General features: G+C 66.8%; 17 protein-coding genes. 9 read left to right on the top strand and 8 right to left on the bottom strand.

What is annotated here, in order from left to right:
* Positions 1 to 2 precede the first annotated feature (2 nt).
* Complete coding sequence (locus AB4089_RS08570) at positions 3 to 710, bottom strand: FadR/GntR family transcriptional regulator (RefSeq protein WP_441408857.1); 708 nt, start codon at positions 708 to 710, stop codon at positions 3 to 5.
* Between the two features lie 214 nt (positions 711 to 924).
* Between AB4089_RS08570 and AB4089_RS08565 the strand changes: the two genes are divergently transcribed.
* A complete protein-coding gene (locus AB4089_RS08565) occupies positions 925 to 2178 on the top strand; it encodes a CaiB/BaiF CoA transferase family protein (RefSeq protein WP_441408856.1) in 1254 nt (417 codons plus the stop codon).
* Entirely contained in the window at positions 2172 to 3719 is a 1548-nt protein-coding gene (locus AB4089_RS08560) for a carboxyl transferase domain-containing protein (RefSeq protein WP_441408855.1), read from the top strand. The genes AB4089_RS08565 and AB4089_RS08560 overlap by 7 nt, the downstream gene beginning before the upstream one ends.
* A 43-nt stretch (positions 3720 to 3762) precedes the next feature.
* Here AB4089_RS08560 and AB4089_RS08555 read toward each other — a convergent pair whose 3' ends face one another.
* Together AB4089_RS08555 and AB4089_RS08550 are read right to left on the bottom strand one after the other, a co-directional pair.
* Positions 3763 to 5199 carry an MFS transporter gene (locus tag AB4089_RS08555; protein WP_441408854.1) on the bottom strand — a complete coding sequence of 479 codons (1437 nt, stop codon included), beginning with the start codon at positions 5197 to 5199 and terminating at the stop codon, positions 3763 to 3765.
* A gap of 162 nt (positions 5200 to 5361) precedes the next feature.
* Positions 5362 to 6108 (bottom strand): lipoate--protein ligase family protein, encoded by a 747-nt coding sequence (locus tag AB4089_RS08550; protein ID WP_441408853.1) that lies wholly within the window; start codon positions 6106 to 6108, stop codon positions 5362 to 5364.
* A gap of 16 nt (positions 6109 to 6124) precedes the next feature.
* Between AB4089_RS08550 and AB4089_RS08545 the strand changes: the two genes are divergently transcribed.
* Positions 6125 to 6514: a DUF2177 family protein gene (locus tag AB4089_RS08545; protein WP_441408852.1), complete on the top strand. Its 390-nt coding sequence runs from the start codon at positions 6125 to 6127 to the stop codon at positions 6512 to 6514.
* A 32-nt stretch (positions 6515 to 6546) separates the two neighbouring features.
* On the opposite strand, the gene AB4089_RS08540 is transcribed toward AB4089_RS08545, so the two are convergent.
* The gene (locus tag AB4089_RS08540; RefSeq protein WP_441408851.1) at positions 6547 to 7350 is read right to left on the bottom strand and encodes a thioesterase family protein; all 804 of its coding nucleotides are present in this window, start codon (positions 7348 to 7350) and stop codon (positions 6547 to 6549) included.
* 209 nt (positions 7351 to 7559) lie between these two features.
* Between AB4089_RS08540 and AB4089_RS08535 the strand changes: the two genes are divergently transcribed.
* From AB4089_RS08535 to AB4089_RS08525, 3 genes are all read left to right on the top strand, one after another.
* Positions 7560 to 8267 (top strand): endonuclease/exonuclease/phosphatase family protein, encoded by a 708-nt coding sequence (locus tag AB4089_RS08535; protein WP_441408885.1) that lies wholly within the window; start codon positions 7560 to 7562, stop codon positions 8265 to 8267.
* 102 nt (positions 8268 to 8369) lie between these two features.
* The gene (locus tag AB4089_RS08530; RefSeq protein WP_441408850.1) at positions 8370 to 9629 is read left to right on the top strand and encodes an alkaline phosphatase family protein; all 1260 of its coding nucleotides are present in this window, start codon (positions 8370 to 8372) and stop codon (positions 9627 to 9629) included.
* The gene (locus AB4089_RS08525) at positions 9626 to 10828 is read left to right on the top strand and encodes an alkaline phosphatase family protein (protein ID WP_441408849.1); all 1203 of its coding nucleotides are present in this window, start codon (positions 9626 to 9628) and stop codon (positions 10826 to 10828) included. Before AB4089_RS08530 ends, AB4089_RS08525 begins: the two co-directional genes overlap by 4 nt.
* Positions 10829 to 10866: 38 nt before the next feature.
* Here AB4089_RS08525 and AB4089_RS08520 read toward each other — a convergent pair whose 3' ends face one another.
* The 3 genes from AB4089_RS08520 to AB4089_RS08510 all read right to left on the bottom strand — a co-directional run bounded on the left by AB4089_RS08520 (position 10867) and on the right by AB4089_RS08510 (position 12923).
* Positions 10867 to 11808: an alkaline phosphatase family protein gene (locus AB4089_RS08520; protein WP_441408848.1), complete on the bottom strand. Its 942-nt coding sequence runs from the start codon at positions 11806 to 11808 to the stop codon at positions 10867 to 10869.
* A 399-nt stretch (positions 11809 to 12207) separates the two neighbouring features.
* Positions 12208 to 12675, bottom strand: a complete 468-nt coding sequence (locus AB4089_RS08515; protein WP_441408847.1) for an SRPBCC family protein — start codon at positions 12673 to 12675, stop codon at positions 12208 to 12210.
* Between the two features lie 50 nt (positions 12676 to 12725).
* Positions 12726 to 12923 carry a YegP family protein gene (locus tag AB4089_RS08510; RefSeq protein ID WP_441408846.1) on the bottom strand — a complete coding sequence of 66 codons (198 nt, stop codon included), beginning with the start codon at positions 12921 to 12923 and terminating at the stop codon, positions 12726 to 12728.
* Between the two features lie 198 nt (positions 12924 to 13121).
* Between AB4089_RS08510 and AB4089_RS08505 the strand changes: the two genes are divergently transcribed.
* Entirely contained in the window at positions 13122 to 14576 is a 1455-nt protein-coding gene (locus tag AB4089_RS08505) for a DUF5129 domain-containing protein (RefSeq protein ID WP_441408845.1), read from the top strand.
* Here AB4089_RS08505 and AB4089_RS08500 read toward each other — a convergent pair.
* Entirely contained in the window at positions 14573 to 14767 is a 195-nt protein-coding gene (locus tag AB4089_RS08500; RefSeq protein ID WP_441408844.1) for a DUF1918 domain-containing protein, read from the bottom strand. The two genes, AB4089_RS08505 and AB4089_RS08500, sit on opposite strands and share 4 nt — an antisense overlap.
* A gap of 296 nt (positions 14768 to 15063) precedes the next feature.
* Here AB4089_RS08500 and AB4089_RS08495 point away from each other — a divergent pair, with 296 nt between their 5' ends.
* A complete protein-coding gene (locus tag AB4089_RS08495) occupies positions 15064 to 18276 on the top strand; it encodes an efflux RND transporter permease subunit (protein ID WP_441408843.1) in 3213 nt (1070 codons plus the stop codon).
* Positions 18273 to 18740, top strand: coding sequence for a hypothetical protein (locus tag AB4089_RS08490; RefSeq protein WP_441408842.1), 468 nt, complete (start codon positions 18273 to 18275; stop codon positions 18738 to 18740). The genes AB4089_RS08495 and AB4089_RS08490 overlap by 4 nt, the downstream gene beginning before the upstream one ends.
* Position 18741 lies beyond the last annotated feature (1 nt).

Genomic DNA, 18741 nt, shown 5'->3' with positions numbered 1-18741 from the left:
GTTCAGCTGTTTTTCAGCAGGGCAACGTCGGAGACAAGGTCAATGTGTTCCAGCATCGCCGCCGCAGCGGCCGCCGAATCCTGGGCCCGGATCGCCTCAGCAATTTTGCGGTGGGAGGCCAGCGACTGCTCCGGACGGCCCGGCTGCCCGAGGGATTCGAGCCGCGTTTCCAGGACCATGCCGGCAATGAATGTCATCAGCTGCGCCAGGACTGCCGAGTGCGCCGCGGCCGTGACAGCCTGGTGGAACAGCTCGTCGCCGCGCGCACCCCGCTCTCCGGAGGCCACCTCGGCCGCCATCTCGTCGAGCGCGCGATCGATGGCGTTCATGTCGCGCCCGGTGCGCCGGGCCGCGGCCAGCTCGGCGAGCTTGACCTCTAGTGTGCTCCGCGCTTCAACAATCTCCGGCAAACGGCTGCGGTGCTCGCGGAGTCCCTTGATCACTGACGGAACGTTGGGGCGATAGACCAGCACCGCTCCGGTGCCGTGCTGGACATCGATCACGCCGAGCACTTCGAGGGCCACCAAAGCTTGCGCCAGGGTTGCCCGCGAAACCCCCAGCCGCTCGGCAAGTTCCCGTTCAGCCGGCAGCGTGTCGCCGGGACCCAGCTCGGCGGACTCGATGAAGTCCATGATCTGCTCCACCAGCTGTTCATAGAGCCGGGGCCGCGAAACGCGGGAAATCTGATGCGTTGCCGCCTGCTTTGCCATGCGCGTCCTTCCAGCCTGTCCTGACCCCTAAGACTACCGGAGAACTATTGACAAAGACACCGAGTGTCTAGGAGGCTAGGCCACTAAGCCAGCTACTCATCGACTTCGATGCGGAGGAATAGCTGGATGTGACCGGCACACCCACCAACCGCGCCAGCACACCCAAGCCACACCGCGCACTCCCGCAAAGACCAGCCAGAGAAGGATCAGCCCCATGAGCACAAAACCCACGCCCGACGTCGAAGGCCCGCTGACCGGCTACCTCGTGGTGGACCTGAGCCGTGCCCTCGCCGGCCCGCATGCCGGGATGATGCTGGCCGACCTCGGCGCCCGGGTGATCAAGGTGGAGAACCCCGGCACTGGAGACGACACCCGCGGCTGGGGCCCGCCGTTCGTGGGCCCCGAGGACGATCCCCAGGCCACGTACTTCCTGTCCTGCAACCGCAACAAGGAATCCATTGTGCTGGACTTGAAGAGCGACGACGGGCGGGGAGTTCTGCGGGAACTGCTGGAACGCGCCGATGTGCTCATCGAGAACTTCCGTCCCGGGGTCCTGGACCGGCTCGGCTTCTCCGCAGCCCGGATGCATGAACTGAATCCGGCGCTGGTGGTCCTGTCCATCACCGGGTTCGGGCACGACGGGCCCGAGTCCCGGCGCAGCGGCTATGACCAGATTCTGCAGGGCGAGGCCGGCCTAATGTCGATGACAGGGTCCGGGCCGGATGATCCGCAGCGGGTCGGGGTCCCCATCGCCGACCTCCTCTCCGGCATGTACGGGGCGTTCGGCACCCTGGCCGCTCTGCTGCAGCGTGAGCGCACAGGGCAGGGCCAGATTGTCCGCACCTCATTGCTTGCGGCGCTGATCGGGGTCCACGCGTTCCAGGGCACCCGGGCCACTGTTGCCGGGGAGGTTCCGCGCGCCCAGGGCAACCACCACCCGTCCATCGCCCCCTACGGACTGTTCCACTGCCGGCAGGGCCGGGTCCAGATCAGCGTGGGCAGCGAGAAACTCTGGCGCACGTTCGCCGCCACGTTCGGGATTGACGCCGAGCGGCCGGAGTTCGCCACCAATGCGGACCGGGTGCGGAACCGCGAGAAAGTCATCGAAGAAGTGGAGCGGGTGTTCTCCGACTTTGAGGCCGCGCCGCTGCTCGCCAAACTCAACGACGCCGGCATCCCGGCGGGAAAGGTCAGGACCCTGGACGAGGTCTACGCCTGGGACCAGGTCCATTCACAGGGCCTGGTGATCGACGTCGAGCACAAGACTCTCGGCAACGTGAGCCTGCCCGGTCCCCCGCTGCGGTTCTTCGGCCCCGCCGGGGCCACCGAGACGACCCTGACCTCGCACACCGCCCCACCGCTGCTGGACCAGCACGGCGAAAAGATCCGGACGTGGCTTGGACTGGCGACGGCCAACGGCGCCGGCGCGGAAGCCGGCCGGTACCAGGAAGGCCGCCCGGCATGCTGACCGAGCAGAAGGTCCGGCACCTGGATGCCACCGAACTCATCACCGCGGTCCTGGACCCCGGGTCCTACCGGAGCTGGGACGCCCCTGTCACGGACCCCGGCCCGGACCCGGAGTACCGGCAGGAGCTGGCCGCAGCCCGGGCCAAGACCGGCGTGGACGAATCCGTCCTCACCGGCGAAGGCCTCATCCGGGGACGCCGGGTGGCCGTCATCATCAGCGAATTCCAGTTCCTCGCCGGCTCCATCGGCCAGGCCGCGGCCGAACGCATCGTGAACGCCGTCGAACGGGCCACCCGCGAAGGCTTGCCCCTGCTCGCCGGACCCGCCTCGGGCGGGACCCGCATGCAGGAAGGAACCATCGCGTTTCTCTCCATGGTCAAAATCAGCGCCGCGGTCCGGACCCACCGGAGGGCCGGGCTGCCCTACCTGGTCTACCTGCGGCATCCCACCACGGGAGGCGTCATGGCCTCATGGGGGTCCCTCGGCCACATCACGGCCGCCGAGCCCGGGGCCCTGCTTGGTTTCCTCGGTCCCCGGGTCTACGAGGCCCTCCACGGAACGCCGTTTCCGGAGAACGTCCAGACGGCCGAGAACCTCTTCGACAAAGGGCTGGTCGACGCGGTGGTCCCGCCCTCGCAACTGTCCGACGTCGTCGACCGCGCCTTGAGCATCCTGGTCACCCGGCCCCACGCGCCGATCGCCGCTCCGGCGACGCTGTCTGTGAAGCCGTCCGGCGCCACCGCCTGGGAATCGATCGGCATCTCCCGCAATCCGCGCCGGCCGGATGTGCGGCAGCTGCTGGCTCACGGCGCCCGGGACGTGCTGCCGCTCAACGGCACCGGCCAGGGCGAAAAGGACCCTGGCCTGCATCTGGCCCTGGCCCGATTCGGCCAGGAGTCCTGCGTGGTGATCGGCCACACCCGGCCCCGGCCGACGCGGCCAACGGGCAGAGGACACACGGTAGTGGGGCAGACGGCGATGGGGCCGGCATCCCTCCGCGAGGCCCGGCGGGGGATGCGCCTGGCCGCGGAACTCGGGCTGCCGCTCGTCACGATCATCGACACCGCCGGAGCCGCCCTGTCCCAGGAGGCCGAGGAAGGAGGCCTGGCCGGCGAGATCGCTCGCTCCCTGCACGACCTTATTGGCCTCAACGCACCGACCGTGTCCGTGCTGCTCGGACAGGGCGCCGGCGGCGGTGCACTGGCCCTGCTGCCCGCGGATCGCACCATCGCCGCCCAGCACGCCTGGCTCTCGCCGCTGCCGCCCGAGGGCGCCAGCGCAATCGTCCACCGGAACACGGACTTCGCCCCGGCCATGTCCGAGGCCCAGGGCGTCAACGTCGCAGCCCTGCACGCCAACGGACTCGTGGAGCACATCGTGGACGAACGCCCCGATGCCGCGGACGAGGCGCAAGCCTTCTGCCGGCGCCTCAGCCGGGCCATCGAATACGAACTCGCCGCCCTCTCCGGCGTCGAAGTCAACGAGCTGCTCCCCCGGCGCCTCGAAAAATACCGCAACCTGGGCGGCCTCTCCCGGCGGTGATGACGGGCCGGAGACTTCCCGACCCCTCAGCAGGACTTTCGGATTACTTTCGCGCGCCGGCGTAGGCCTGTTTGACCGGCTTGGTAGCGGGCATCGCGACGACGGCGAGGACCGTGAGTACGGCGCAGATCATGACGGCCAGGAACACGGCGGAAGAGGCCGCCACGATGGTATGGGGATCCGTATCACCGTGCGGGGAGCTGGCGTAGACCGCGTTCGCAATCGCCCCGAACACGGCGACTCCGATGGAACTGCCGATCGACCGGGCGAAAAGGTTGGTCCCGGTGACCACGCCGCGCTCGTTCCATTCGACGCTCGACTGGGCGGCGATGAGAGTCGGTGTCGCAACGAGCCCGAGTCCAAGCCCGACAATGAAGCAACTGCCCGCAACCAGCGCAACGTTGGGYGCGGAGGCGGTGAGGGCAAGGACGGCGGTGCCGATGACGGTGATCGTGACGCCGATCAAGGCCGTGTTCCGGAACCCGATCCGAAGATACAGGCGGCCCGATTGGGACGCGCTGATCGGCCAGCCGATCGTCAGTGCCGCCAGGGCGAGCCCGGCCAGGATCGGAGAGGTCGAGAGGGCTCCTACCAGGAAGGTGGGAACGTAGGAGGTCAGGCCAAGCAAGACCGCTCCCACGCCGAAGGCGATCATCGCCGTCGTCGCCAGCAACCGCCGGGACACAACCCAGGGCGGCAGGACCGGCTCCGCCGCCCTTCGCTCGACGAGGATGAACGCGGCGAACAAGACGGCGCCGCCGGCGAAGACTGCGGTGCTGATCGCGGAGTTCCAGGCCCAGGCCTGGCCGCCTTCGAGGGCCCCAAGGATGAGCAGGGTCAGTGAGGTGGTGAGCAGACCCGCCCCCAGATAGTCCACCTGGTGCTTCACGGGCTCGATATCCTCGTGGAACGACCGGACCAGCATCCACCCTGCCACCAGGCACAACGGAATGTTCACGAGGAAAATGCCGCGCCAGATGCCGAGTGAGGCAAACACGCCCCCGAGAGTCGGGCCAACCACAGAGGAGACCGCCCATACACTGGCCAGGTAGCCCTGCACTTTTGCCCGCTCCGCCAGCGTGTAGATATCGCCGGCGATGGTGATGGCCATCGGCTGGACCGCACCCGCCCCCAGGCCCTGCACCACGCGGAACGCGATGAGCGCCGGCATGCTCCACGCGACTCCGCAGAGGACCGAGCCGAACAGGAACAGCCCGATGCCGAGGAGCATGATCGGCTTGCGGCCGATGGTGTCGGAGAGCTTCGCGTAGACGGGTACCGAGACGGCCTGGGCCAACAGGTAGGCGGAGAAAAGCCACGGGAAAGACGTGAACCCGCCGATGTCATGCACAATCGAAGGCACGGCCGTCGCCACAATCGTCGCGTCGATCGCGACCAGGCCCGTCGAAAGCATCAGGGCGATAAGGACAGGTCCGCGTTTGGAGCGGAAGCCGACTCCCTCGGCAGGCGTTGTCGTCACGTGGTCTCGTTCCCGTCGGCGCCCAAACAGCGCGTTCCGTGCAGAACCGGTTCCGGGTTCCAACTGCATAACTGCACCATTTGCCGAATTAGTCCCGATGCCGGTATTTATCCCGCGGTGGACCATCTATCCGGCGGTGGACCGGGGAAGCTGCGGACCTTCCTAAAGCAGGCTCGGGAACTCCGCGTAGCTGAGCGGGGCGTAGCGTCCGTACGCGGCGATCACCGCGGCCTCAACGGCGTCGACGTCGAGGCCCGGCACGAGGTCATCGGCCGCGCCCGCCGTCGCCGGATCCCATTCCAGGCCAAGGGCGGCGTAACTGGCCTCCAGGACCGCGCGGATCGGGGCGGAGTCCGCCACCACGATCACGGAGCTGAAAAGCCAGCCGCCGGCAACCACCCGCTGGGCAGTGCCGACGAGTTTGATCCGCCGCTCCGGGATCAGCGGGTCGCTGCCGTGCACGCTGAACTCACCGGGGCAGTATTCCCCCGGGATCTCACCGACGCCGGCCTCCACGCCGGCGTCGCGCAGTGCCCCGGCGAGCAGTTCGCCAAAGCGCGAAAACCGTCCCTTGGCCCCAGCGATGGCGTCCGCCTCGGGTTCCAGGTGATCGATGACGAGCGTTCGCTCGTGGTACGCCGCCGCCCGGCCGCCCGCCTTCCGGACCAGCGGCTCGAAACCGAGTTCCCGGCAGGCCCGGGCGGCGGCGTCGAACCCGGGCAGGTGCGTGTCGCGCTGCCCGAAGGCAACCGTGGGAACCGGGCGGTACAGCCGCAGGGTGGGGCCCAACGAACCGGTCTTGACCTTCTGGAGGAGCCCGAGCGCGAAGTCGAGGTCGGCGGCGGCACCGAGCGATTCCCGCTGCCGCACCACCGTCAGCGTCCGGGACCCGGCTGGCGCCTGCGGCATGTTGTTATGCTCCCTTATGGTCATTCTGCAATTCCTCGTCGTAGCCGCCGCGTTCGCCATCATCGACGCCATCTGGCTCAAGACGATGAGCCCGTTCTACCGCCGCCAGATCGGTGACCTGATGGCCGACAGGCCCAATCTAGGGTACGCGGTGGTGTTCTACGTGATCTACATTGCCGGGATCGTGTTCTTTGCCCTGAGGCCAGCGCTCGACGGCGGCAGCTGGCTGGGCGCCGCGGGCTACGGTGCCGCCCTGGGCGTGTTCGCCTACGCCACGTACGACCTCACGAATGCCGCCACACTTAAGACCTGGCCCTGGCAACTGATTGTTGTCGACATCCTCTGGGGTGCCGCGCTGACGGCGCTGGCCACCCTGGCCGGCTGGCTCGTCTTCCATACGAGCTAGGTCCCGCCACACGAACCAGGACTTGCACGGCCTTAGGATCTGCGCAGTGTCAGGATCTGTTCCGCGCGGCCAAACGGGCCGGTGAGGTCATGGAGCACCGTGGATGTCAGCCCGATCCCGTCGGTGCCGAAGGACACTTCATTGTCCAGCCCCAGCCATTCACCCTCAGGCTGGCGGTACATGTGGATCTGCAGGTCCAGGTTGGGGAAGGCGTAGCTGTCCTTGCCCGGCGGGACGCGGGCGGCAATCCCGTTGGCCGTGTCCACCAGGCCGACCAGCCGGGCGAGGTCGCCGCTGTCCGCCTGGTCTGTCAGCGGGTGGTCGGTGTGGAGCCAGACCGTTCCCGAGCCCGCCCGGTGGCCCTCGGCCATCCGCATCTGCAGCGAGGCAATATAGCCGCCGGGCCAGACACTGGCGGCTTCGTACGGTTCGCAGTCCTCCGGCGCCGGGATCCGGGGATCCTCAAAGGCCGCGATGGCTGAGGTGTCCGAGGTAATCATCCGCCACGCCGTGGCGCGGATGGCCGTGCGGCCGGCCGCGACGAGCTCGGCCTGGACCAGCTCGATAGTCCGGCCCGGGCGGAGCGTGGTGGAGACGACCTCGAACTCGCCGCCGGGGATCAGCCCGAGGATTTCGTAGCTGAGCCGCGCCATGCGCATGTCTTCGCGGGGTTCATGCCTGGCCAGGCAATCGGCCATGAGGCCGGACGCGGGGGCCATGTGCTGCTCGTGTTCGTTCCAGGCACCCTGGGCGTGGACGGTGGAGCGGAACCGTCCGCCGCCTAGCACTTCATAGTAGAAATCGCCCTCGGCAAGTTCCGGTAGTACAGCAGTCAACGCCCGCCCTTTCGCAGCTTCCATCGGAGAATTCCACCACCCTATCGCCTCGAGCACCCGCCACCGCCCGCTCCAGCAGCGGGCCCCAGCCGGGCGGCAGAACCCGACCGCGGCGGCGGACGCCGGGTCAATAGTCCGTGATCGGACAGCCGGACTAGGTAGACTCGGTCAGAGCGTACGCAACTATCATCCGAAGAGGTGCTCCCCTGATTCGAGTCATCAGCTACAACCTCCGCAAGCACGCGGCCAGCGGTGAGCTGGTCGATTTGGCCGGCGATTTCGAGCTTGACGCTTTGTGCCTCCAGGAGTGCGATACCGAGGACCTGCCGGACACCATCGGCGACCTGCACCTGGCCGACGCCACCCGGGGGAACCGTCTTGGCCTGGCCATCTACTACCGCAAGGACCGCTTCACGGCCTACGACACCCAGACGTTCGCCTTGAAGAAGTCCCTCCACGACCGTGTCCTGGCCCCCGCGCACGAGCGGCTCATCGGCACGCGTGTGACCGACAACGAGACCGACCACGAACTCGTTATCGCCTCCTTCCATGCGGCACCGCTGACGGCGTCGAATTCGCTGCGGCGCAACCAGATCCACGCCGCGCACGCCGAGCTGCTCAGCATGGGCGGCGGCCTGATGTCCCTGATGGTGGGAGACTTCAACTACCCGTTCTTCACCAAGTCCCTGACCGCGCAGATGAAGGACGCCGGCTACGACCTCACCATGAGTGACCGCCGGACCTACACCCGGTACAAGGTGTTCAAGGGCCATTTCGATTTCGCCACCTCCCAAGGGTTGGAGATCGAAAGCGTCGAGACTCTCCCCCGCGGCGCCTCGGACCACCTTCCCATCCTGATCACGGCCGAATACGGCCAGGAGGCATCCGGAAACGGTTCGGCACCAGCGGCTGGCTAGCGGCAGCGGCAGTTTTGGCGCCCAAGAACACCCGGTGAACAAACAGTGAACCCGGGATCGAAAGCAGGCTTACCGTAACCTTGCCGTGATCTACTGCTGGGCGTGAACTTCTCCAGACGCACGTTCCTGACCGCCGCCGGAGCGGCCACAGCCACCGCCGGGATCAGCCTGCGGTCCGCCGCGGCCGCGGTGCCCGCCCTGCCCCCGGCTGCCGCATCCGGCATCGACCACATCATCGTGCTGATGATGGAAAACCGCTCCTTCGACCACTTCATGGGCTGGCTGCCCGGCGCCGACGGCCAACAAGCCGGACTGAGCTACACGGACCGGTACGGGATCCCGCACACCACGCACCACCTCACGGACTACCAGGGCTGCGGCCACCCGGACCCGGACCATTCCTACGAAGGCGGCCGGATCCAGTACAACAACGGCAAGAACGACGGCTGGCTCCGCGCCGGCGAAAACGACGAATTCGCCGTCGGATACTACGAGGCCGCAGACCTCGATTTCTGGCGGCAGGCCGCTCCGGACTGGACCGTCTGCGACCGCTACTTTGCCGCCACCATGGCAGAGACGTACCCGAACCGGTTCTACCAGCACTCGGCCGCCACGGACCGCACCCATAATTCCACCGTTACCAGCACCCTGCCCACCATCTGGGACCGGCTGGCCGAGGCCGGTGTGGAGGGCAAGTACTACTACGGCGACATCCCCTTCACCGCCCTCTGGGGATCCAAGTACGTGGGCATCTCCCACCACTATTCTCAGTTCCTCGCCGACGCGGGCTCCGGGAACCTCCCTGCCGTGTCTTTCGTCGATCCCCGCTTCACGGACGAGGGTTCGGGAACCTCTGGTGATGACCACCCCCACGCGGACATCCGGTCCGGCGAGCTCTTCCTGGCCGAGGTCTATGACGCCGTCACCACAAGCCCGGCGTGGGCGAACACCATGCTGGTCATCAACTATGACGAGTGGGGCGGCTTCTACGACCACGTCCCGCCGGCAACTGCTCCGGACACCAGCCCGGAGACCGGTTTGCGCGGCTTCCGGGTGCCGTCCGTGGTCATTTCCCCACGCGCCCGACGCCGGTATGTCGCCCACGATGTCTACGACCACACGTCGGTCTTGAAAGCCATCGAATGGCGGTGGAACCTGCCACCGCTGACGCCCCGGGACCAGGCGGCACGCAACATCGCCGAGGTCCTCGACTTCGCGGCCCCGGCCAACGTCAGTGCGCCCAAGTACTTGGTTCCGCCCTTCGCAGCCGGGCCCGCCTGCACGCCCGCCGGGCCGCCGCCCGCCGAGGAATGGTCCGGACTGAAAGAAAAAGCCCTCGCGGACGGATGGAAACTGCCTTGATCCCTGACTCCCACACGAAGCCCGTTTTCCCGCCGGCAGGCCCGCGCCGGCCAGCGAGGTCCCGCACCCTGCGGCGGCTCGCCTCGGCCACCCTCGTGTTGCTGGCAGCCGCGACCCTGGGCTCCGGCCCGGTGGCCGCAACGGCCGGCACGGCCGCCGGCGCTGCGGCTGCGGCACCGGCCGCCGGCCAGGGATTTCTCCCGGGCGCCCAGCACGTCTTTGTGATCAATCTCGAAAACAAGGGCTACGACTCCACGTGGGGCCCTGGTTCTCCGGCGCCGTATCTGTCCACAACATTGCGGTCCCAGGGAGTGCTGCTGAACCAGTATTACGGCACGGCGCACAATTCTCAGCCGAACTACGTCGCCCAGATTTCCGGGCAGGGTCCCAACCCGCAAATGCAGGCCGACTGCCAGACCTACTCGCCGTTCGCCGGAACCGGGACGGCCAGCCAGGGCCAAGCCATCGGTGACGGCTGTGTCTTCCCGGCCAGCGTGCCCACGGTCGCCGGACAGCTGACCGGAGCCGGCAAGACGTGGAAAGGCTATATGGAAGACATGGGAACTCCATGCCGCCACCCGGCCCTCGGCGCTGTGGACGACACCCAGAAGGCCAAGCCGGGTGACCAATACGCGTCACGCCACAACCCGTTCGTCTATTTTGCCGGGATCACCGGCTCGCCGGACTGCGCCAAAAACGTCGTCGACCTCGCTGCGCTGAAGACTGACCTCGCCTCGGCGGCCACCACCCCCAACCTGTCCATGATCACCCCGAACCTCTGCCACGACGGCCACGACGCCCCGTGCGTGGACGGGCAACCGGGCGGTCTGGCGAGCGCGGACGAGTGGCTCAAACAATGGGTTCCGGCCATCACCTCGTCCCCGGCGTTCAAGCAGGACGGCGTCCTGGTGATCACGTTCGACGAATCCGACGGGCCACAGTCCGACGCGAGCGCCTGCTGCGGCGAAACAGCCGGGCCCAACTCCCCCGCGCCTGGCATCACCGGCCCGGGCGGAGGACGCGTCGGCGCATTGGTGATCTCGCCCTTCACCAGGGGCGGCACCTGGTCCACCACTCCCTACAACCACTACAGCCTGTTGGGCAGCATCGAAGAGACCTTTGGACTGCCGTACTTGGGCTTCGCGGGGGCGCCTGGCCTCAACCGCTTCGGACTCGACGTATACAACGCAGGCGCCTAGGGGTGATCGACGGCGAGTAAAGGCAGGCGGCGCTCCGGCTACGACTTCGCGTTGAAGACATCCGCGCCGAAGCTGTTCAGGCCCGGCGCCCCGGCGTAGCCCAGGCGCGGCAGGGAGAACGCGTCCTCGATGCTGGCCAGGAGGCTGAAATGGTTGTACGCACGGTCCGACGTCGTACCGCCGTGGGTGAACGGCGAGAGCACCAGCGCACCAATCTTGCCGCCGGCCGTTCCGCCGGGCAGCAGTCCCGACGGCCCCACCGTCTTGCCTTCGGATTCATCGAAGGTGATGACCAGCATCCCGTCCTTCTGGAAGGCCGGGGAGTTCAGGATTGCCGGGACCTGCTGGCTCAACCAGCTGTCGGAGGCGGCCAGTCCGCCGTCGCTGCCATCGACGCAGGGGTTGTCGTGGCCGTCGTTGCAAAGATTGGGCGAAATGTAGGACAGGTTCGGCGTGGTGTCCACGGACTGGAGGTCGGTCTGCAATTCGCCAAAGTCCACCACATTGCTCTGGCAATCCGGTGACGAGGTGATGGCCTGGAAGTATACGAACGGATTGTGCCGTGTGGCGTATTGATCGCCCACCTTGGCGCCCTGGCTGGAGTCCTTGCCGCCAAGTTTGGGATGGCGGCAAGGCGTCCCCATGTCTTCCATGTAGCCCTTCCAGGTCTTTCCGGCGGCGCTCAGCTGCCCGGCCACCGTGGGGACCGACTCCGGATAGACACAGCCGGTCCCTTCCGCCTGGCCCAGCGCGGCCGTCCCGGTCATCTGGAACGCCGCATATGTGGGGCAGTCCTCACGGGTCATGGGGTTTGCGGCCTGCCCGGAAATCTGGGCAAGGTAGTTCGGGTTCGAGTTGTGGGCGATCCCGTAGTAATCGGACAGCAGGACGCCCTGGCTGCGAAGTGTCTCCGACAGGTAAGGGGCCTTGGAGCCGGCGCCCCACACTTCGTTGTAGCCCTTGTTCTCAAGATTAATCACGAACACGTGCCCTGGCTTCGACCCGGTCCCCGCCGTGGCCGTGCCCCCTTCGGGGGGAGTCGGACCGCCGGCGGTCGGAGCCGTGCCCCCGCCTGTCGGAGCCGGACCGCCGCCGGTCGGAGCCGTGCCCCCGCCTGTCGGAGCCGGACCACCGCCTGGCGGAGTCGGCTGGCAGGCCGCAGCCGACACCACCAGGAGGGCTGCTACCAGCAGCCGTGCAGCGATTCGAGGGCGGGATTTCGTGACATTCCGGCTCATGGATTCCGGCTTTCTGATTGACCGATCAGCGTGGCATTTGCGGTTCAGTGGTTGAACTCTTTCACGCGGCGATCAAGAAAACCCGGAAGGTCCCTCCACAGTCGCTGGGAATGAGCCGCCGGGAAACATTGCCCGGCGGTCTCAGGCCTTTCGCTGGGCGACGGCGCCGGCGAGCGAGGCCAGGCCCTTTTCGAAGTCGGAGCCGACCATCTTGTCCATGTTCATGAACAGGGCGAAGACCTTGCCGATGCCCTTGTTTTCCCCGGTCATGGTCCAGGTAACCTCGGTGCCGTTGGCTGACGGCGCGAACGTGAACGAGGTGGGATTGACTGCCTTGAAAGGCTTGCTGAATTCCAGGCGGATCTTGATGGTGCGGGGCTCGGCGGAATCGACGATTTCCATCGTGCCCGCGCCGGCCTTGCGGTTCCCGCTCCAGGCGTACTTGGCCCCTACTCCGGAATCGCTGCCGGAGTAGCTCCGTTCCATGGCAGGATCCACAGCCTCCCAAGGGGACCATTTGGTCCATTCGTGGAAGCTGTTGACCAGCGGAAAGATGTCCTGGGCCGGGGCGGCAATGACTGCGCTGCGGGTGACTTCATAGGTAGACATGCCGTAATCCTAGGCGGTGACCGGCCAAATTAGACACCTGACCTGCGGATTTATGCCGTCTCGGCCGGCGCCTCCGTCAGGTCGACCACTTGCGATGCCGCATTCTTCTTGACTGACTCGACACCGCCCATGGCGCTTGCCTTGGTCTTATAGCTCTGCGAAGAGGCGATCACCTCGCCGTTGGCGGCCTTGAGCCGGAACCGGAATCCGCCGGATTTGTCCTTATAGACCTCATATTTGCCAGCCATGGTGCATCCCTGATTTCTCCATGAGTGTGGCCGGCCGGGGAAGCCGGCACGGGAAAGACTATCGCTGCCGGATTCCCCTGACCAGAGTCAATCGGCTCGCGGATTCTCAGCCCTTCAGGACAGCCACCGGCACCCGGAAGTCCCGCGTTCCGCGGCGCCTGCTTCGACTCAACCCGAGCCAGCCACTACGCTCGGAAAATGGGAATCATGCGCAAGGCACTCGCCGCCGTCGTTGTGCTGATGGCCGGCCTTCTCGGCGGAACTCCCGCCGCGCTCGCCGTGACGCCGACCGCCGTCGTGGTTGAAGACCGTGCGGGGGTTTTGGATCAGCGGACGCTGCTGCCGGCAGTACAGTCCACCGACTTTTACGAGCCGACCAAAGTCGCGATCTACACGTACAACGGCACGGCCGCGGACAACCTGAACGAGGAAGTGCTGCGTTTCGCCCGCACCGAACACCCCGAATGGATCAGCGCCGACGGGCAGAAGTGGGCGGACGGGCTGTTCATCTTTGCCCTCGATCCGGTGGGCCGGCATGTGGGGACGTACATGGGTGAGGACCGCAAAGTCTCACCCGAACAGCGCGAGGACATCCAGAATGCCTCCAAGGAGCTGCTCCGCGACGCGCAATGGACCGACGGCACCATTGCCGGGATACGCCGCGGCGCCGAACTTATCAACCAGCCGTGGTATCGCTCCACAGCCTTCCTTGTCACGGCGTGGGCGGCCGTGATTGCCGCAGTCTGCGGTGCCGCAGCGTGGCTGATCGTGCGGTGGCGGACCCGGGTGTCCAGCCGGACGGAACTTGCCCGGGGCGACGCCAGCTACGCCAACGTCAGCATGGACCTGCAAGTCACCGAGCTGAACGCCAGTACCATCCCCGAGTCGTCCCGGTATGGGGGCACGGTCCTGGAGAAACACCGCACATTCGTGAACCGGTACAACACAACCACCGAACTTTCCAACCAGGTGCACGCCTTCAGCAGCCGGGACCTGAGCCGCAGGCAGAACCTCAAACTGGTCCGAAGCTACGCCGACGCCTCGGCCGAACTCGACGCCCTGGACGACGTGATCGCCGATACCAATGCCCTGCTCAACCGTGGCTCATCCTGGCCTGCAGCGTGGGACCGCCAGCTCGCACCGTTCCGCAGGGACCTCGATGGCCTGGAAGAGGTGCTCAGCCAGCGCCGCGCGGAGGGAAGCTCGGCCTCGGCCGCTGCACTGAGGTCCTTCCGCGATGAAAGCCGGCGTGAACTCGAACGCTGGTCCTCGGAACTGGCGGACGGTTCAATCACACCGGAGACAGCCCTGGACCGGCTCCGTGACGCCCGGACCCACCTTTCGGAGCTCCTGAAGAATCACGCCGACACCCTGATCGGCGCCTTTGCCCGCAATGACAAGGAAGCCGGGCTCATGCGCCAGGAAATGGAAAGCGCGCAGGCGGGAAGCAAGGCCAGGTACGGCCGCGCGTACGAGCCGAGCATCCTCGGAACGGTGTACCCGTCCTACTACTTCTTTTCGGTCCCGAGCTTCAACACCGGCTTCCACACCGGCGTCAGCAGCGTCAGCTCCGCGCGCGGCGGCGCCGCCACCACCGGGTACGGGTCCAGCGGCGGCAGCTTCTCCGGGTCCGGGAGTTCCTCGAGTTTCTAGGGCCCGCTCGCGGCCCGCTCGACGACGAAATCACCACCGGGGAACATGATGGTCTCGTGGCCGTCGTCGAACCTGACGAGGTACGGCGGCGCACCCTCGGACCCCCTCACTTCAAGGATCAGGCCGTGCCGGTCCGTGGACTCGACCGTGGTTCCCCGAATGATGATGCGGTCCCCTGCGACTGCTTTCATGGCGATCACCTGTATCCCTATTGACGCCTGCGTGCCCGAAGATCATTATGACTCTTGACGGCTGGGGGGCGCTATGGCATTGGATTGAGGAGCCGCGCCGTGAATACCAACCGGGCATTTTGCCAAGAAGCAAAAGCGTTAAGCACCCTTTTCACGGAGATCGGTTCAGCGGCCCCATCGCGCCGCCGGCTCCCCTCATTGGCCGGGCCCGTCGGCCCGGGCCACAGGCGACGCCGACGCCCTGATATTCACTCCGCCAGCCCGGGCAACACTGTGGGACCAGCGGGGTACCGGCCATGATGGCCGCAATCGTCCGCTGGACTCTGCAGTTCCGGCTCCTGGTGCTGGCCGCCGCGGCAGGAATCCTCGCCCTGGGGCTCACCAACCTGCCGAGCATGTCCGTGGACGCCTTCCCGGAATTCGCCCCGCCGCAGGTGGAGATCCAGACTGAAGCCCTGGGACTCTCGGCCGCCGAGGTTGAGCAACTCATCACCTCCCCCATGGAGGCCGACCTGCTGAACGGGGTGGCCTGGGTTGAGGCGATCAGGTCCAAGTCCGTTCCAGGCCTGTCGTCGATCCAGATGGTTTTCAAGCCAGGGACCGACATTTTGCGCGCACGCCAGCTCGTCTCTGAACGGCTGACGCAGGCGCGCGCACTGCCCAATGTTTCGGCGGCTCCCGTGCTCATGCAGCCGCTGTCCTCGACCAGCCGGGTGATGATGGTCCGGCTGACATCCAAGAACATGTCGGCGATCGACATGTCAGTTCTGGCCCGCTGGACGATGAAACCCGGACTCCTTGCCGTTCCCGGCGTCGCGAACGTGGCGATCTGGGGCCTCCGCGACCAGCAGCTTCAAGTCCTGGTGGATCCGGCGCAGCTCGAGGCCAAGGGCGTCACCCTTGACGAAGTCATCAAGACAACCGGCAACTCCGTCTGGGTTTCGCCATTGAGCTATCTCGAGGCATCGACACCGGGCACCGGCGGCTTCTTCGAAACAGGCCACCAGCGGATCGGCGTCCAGCACGTCCTGCCAATCACCACGCCGGAGGACCTGGGACAGGTTCCCCTCCAGGGGCCGGCCGGCCATCTCCTGCTTAAGGACGTGGCCACGGTGTCCACCGACCACCAACCCCTGATCGGCGACGCCCTGCTCGGCAACGCAGCCGAGCTGCTGCTGGTGATCGAGAAGTTCCCGGAGACCAACACGATGGACGTGACCCGGGGCGTTGACGAGGTCCTCCAGGAGCTCCAGCCCGGCTTGCCCGGAGTCACGGTCGATACCAGCGTCTACCGGCAGGCCTCGTTCATCGACGAAGAGGTCGGGACGCTCGGCGTCGCTGCGCTGATCTCACTGCTGCTGATTGTTGCCATGTTTGGCGCGTTCTTCCGTTCGTGGCGCACGGCCCTTATCAGCCTGATCACGATTCCCGTATCGCTGACCGCGGCAGCGCTTGTGCTCGATATGCGCGGCACCGGAATGAACACCATGGTCCTGGCCGGCATGGTGCTGGCCCTGGCCGTCATGGTCGGCGACGTCGCCGAAGACCTGAACGGCATCGCCCGGGCACGCAGTGCCGCCGCCAGGGCATCCGCTGGGGCAGATACAGCATCCGGGGACGGCGGGCCCGAGGCCGGCCAGGCGCCGGCCCAGGACCAGGCCCGCCGCGACTCAGTGATCCCTGGCGCCCTGCGGGCAGCCCGCACGCCGATCCTCTACTCGCTGCTGATCATGGCGCTGGCCGTCGTGCCTGCATTCTTCATTGCCGGTGAGAACGGCGCCCTGTTCGGCCCCTTGGTCCAGAGCTACCTGCTCGCACTGGTCGTCTCGATGATCGTGGCATTGACGGTCACGGCGGCACTCGCGTTCGTCCTTCCGGTCGGTTCCAAGGCGCCGGAACGCCGTTCCCTGGCGCGGCTGCAAGGCGCGTACGGCCGGGCCGTGACGCGCCTGATGCGAAAGACGCGGTGGGTATTCGCCGCGGCGGCGGTGGTTGCGCTGGCCGGACTGGCACTGGCACCCCAGCTGGCCGGGACACGGCCCGTAGTGCCGGTGCTGGCTGACAAGACCCTGGTGGTGCACTGGAGCGCCATGGCCGGCACGTCGGACCAGGAAATGAGCCGGATCACCGAGGCAGCAGCCACGGAACTGCGCTCTGTGCAGGGCGTGGCCAACGTCGGAGGACACATCGGGCGTGCGATCACCTCGGACCAAGTGGGTGACGTCAGCTCCGGCGAGCTCTGGGTGACGGTGGCCCCCGACGCGTCCTACGCCGACACGGCCGCCGCCGTCGACCGCGTGATCGCCGGCTATGCCGGCCTGACCAGCAAAGTCTCCACGTACCCGCAGGAACGCATCGACCAGATCCGGGAAGAAGCGGACAGCGGCTTTGCCGTCCGGGTCTTTGGCCTGGACCCGGCGATCCTGCGGCAGAAGGCCGCGGAGGTGAAGCAGATTCTTGAACACACCGCCGGTGTGGTCAATCCCCACATCGACCTGCCCCCCGAACAGCCGATCGCCGAGGTCAAGGTGGACCTCGCCGCCGCCCAAAAGGCCGGCGTCGTCCCCGGTGATGTACGGCGCGCGGCGGCCGCTTTGCTGCAGGGTATCGAAGTCGGCAACCTCTACGAACAGCAGAAGGTCTTCTCGGTCATCGTCAAGGGGAATGCTGCCACACACAGCAGCCTGGACAGCGTCCGCAACCTGATCATCGACACCCCCAGCGGCGGGCACGCCCGCCTCGGCGACATCGCGCAAGTGACCATGGTGGGCAACGAGTCCGTGATCCTGCACGATGACACCTCGCGGCGCGTCGATGTGAAGGCCGAGATCCAGGGCCGCTCGCTGGACGACATCCAGAAGGACATCAACACGGCGCTTCAGCAGATGCAGTTCCCGATTTCCTACCACGCGGAGGTCCTCGCCCAGTACGCCCAGCAGCAAAGCAACTACCAGTGGCTCTGGCTGCTCGCGGCGGTCGCCGCGGCCGGCATCCTGGTGTTGCTGCAGACGGCGACGGGGAGCTGGCGGCTCGCCGCCCCGCTCTTCCTGGGCCTGATCCTGGCATTGTCCGGTGGCGTGCTGGCCGCCCAGGCCACGGGCGGAATCAACTCCCTTGTGGCCCTGGTCGCCTTCGCCGCGGTGCTGGGAATCGCCGTCCGCGGCGCCCTCCTGCTGACAGGCCAGGTCCGGAGCCTGCGGGCAACGGACGCTTCGGCCCCGTGGCCGGCGCTGGTGGTCCGCGGAACCAAGGAGAGACTGGGACCCGTCCTGATGTCGACCGTGATTACAGCCCTGGCGCTGCTGCCCCTGGTCCTTCTGGGTGGCGTGGTCGGAACTGAAATTATCCTGCCGCTCGCCGTGATCATCTGGGGCGGCCTGCTGACAACAACCTTCTTCACCCTGTTTGTTGTGCCTGCTGTCCTGCTTCGGTTCGAGCCGAAGGAAGCACCCAGCGCACGGAGCGGCCAGGGCAAAGCTGCACGGACTGAAAGCCAGGATGCGTCATGAACTCCATACCATCGCCGCGGGGCAACAAGGCCGCGGGAGTCATCATTGCAGCGTTCGTGACCGTATTCATGGCATTCGGGGTCGCAGGCTGCGCCCAGGCGCCGGCGGCCCCACCGTCCGAGGGCGAACCGGCGGCGATCGCCGAAGTCCCCGGCACGGACCTTCACCGGCTCACCCTCACCGAGCACGCGATCGAACGGGTCGGGATCGCGACAGCCGTGATTGCCACGGATCCCCAGACCGGAAAGCTCACTGTCCCCTACGGGGCCATACTCTACGACAGTTCGGGCAAGGCGTGGGTCTATGCCAACCCTGAACCGCGGGTCTATGTCCGCCAATCCATCACGGTCCAGCGCATCAACGGCGACGTCGCCGTCCTGACGGACGGGCCGCCTGCCGGGACCGTAGTGGTCACCACAGGTGCGGAGGAACTTCTCGGCACCGAATTTGATACGGCCGAGTGAC

The sequence above is a fragment of the Arthrobacter sp. 2MCAF15 genome, assembly GCF_052115605.1.
Classification (GTDB): Bacteria; Actinomycetota; Actinomycetes; order Actinomycetales; family Micrococcaceae; genus Arthrobacter.
This window is presented reverse-complemented; position numbering and strand designations above follow the sequence as displayed.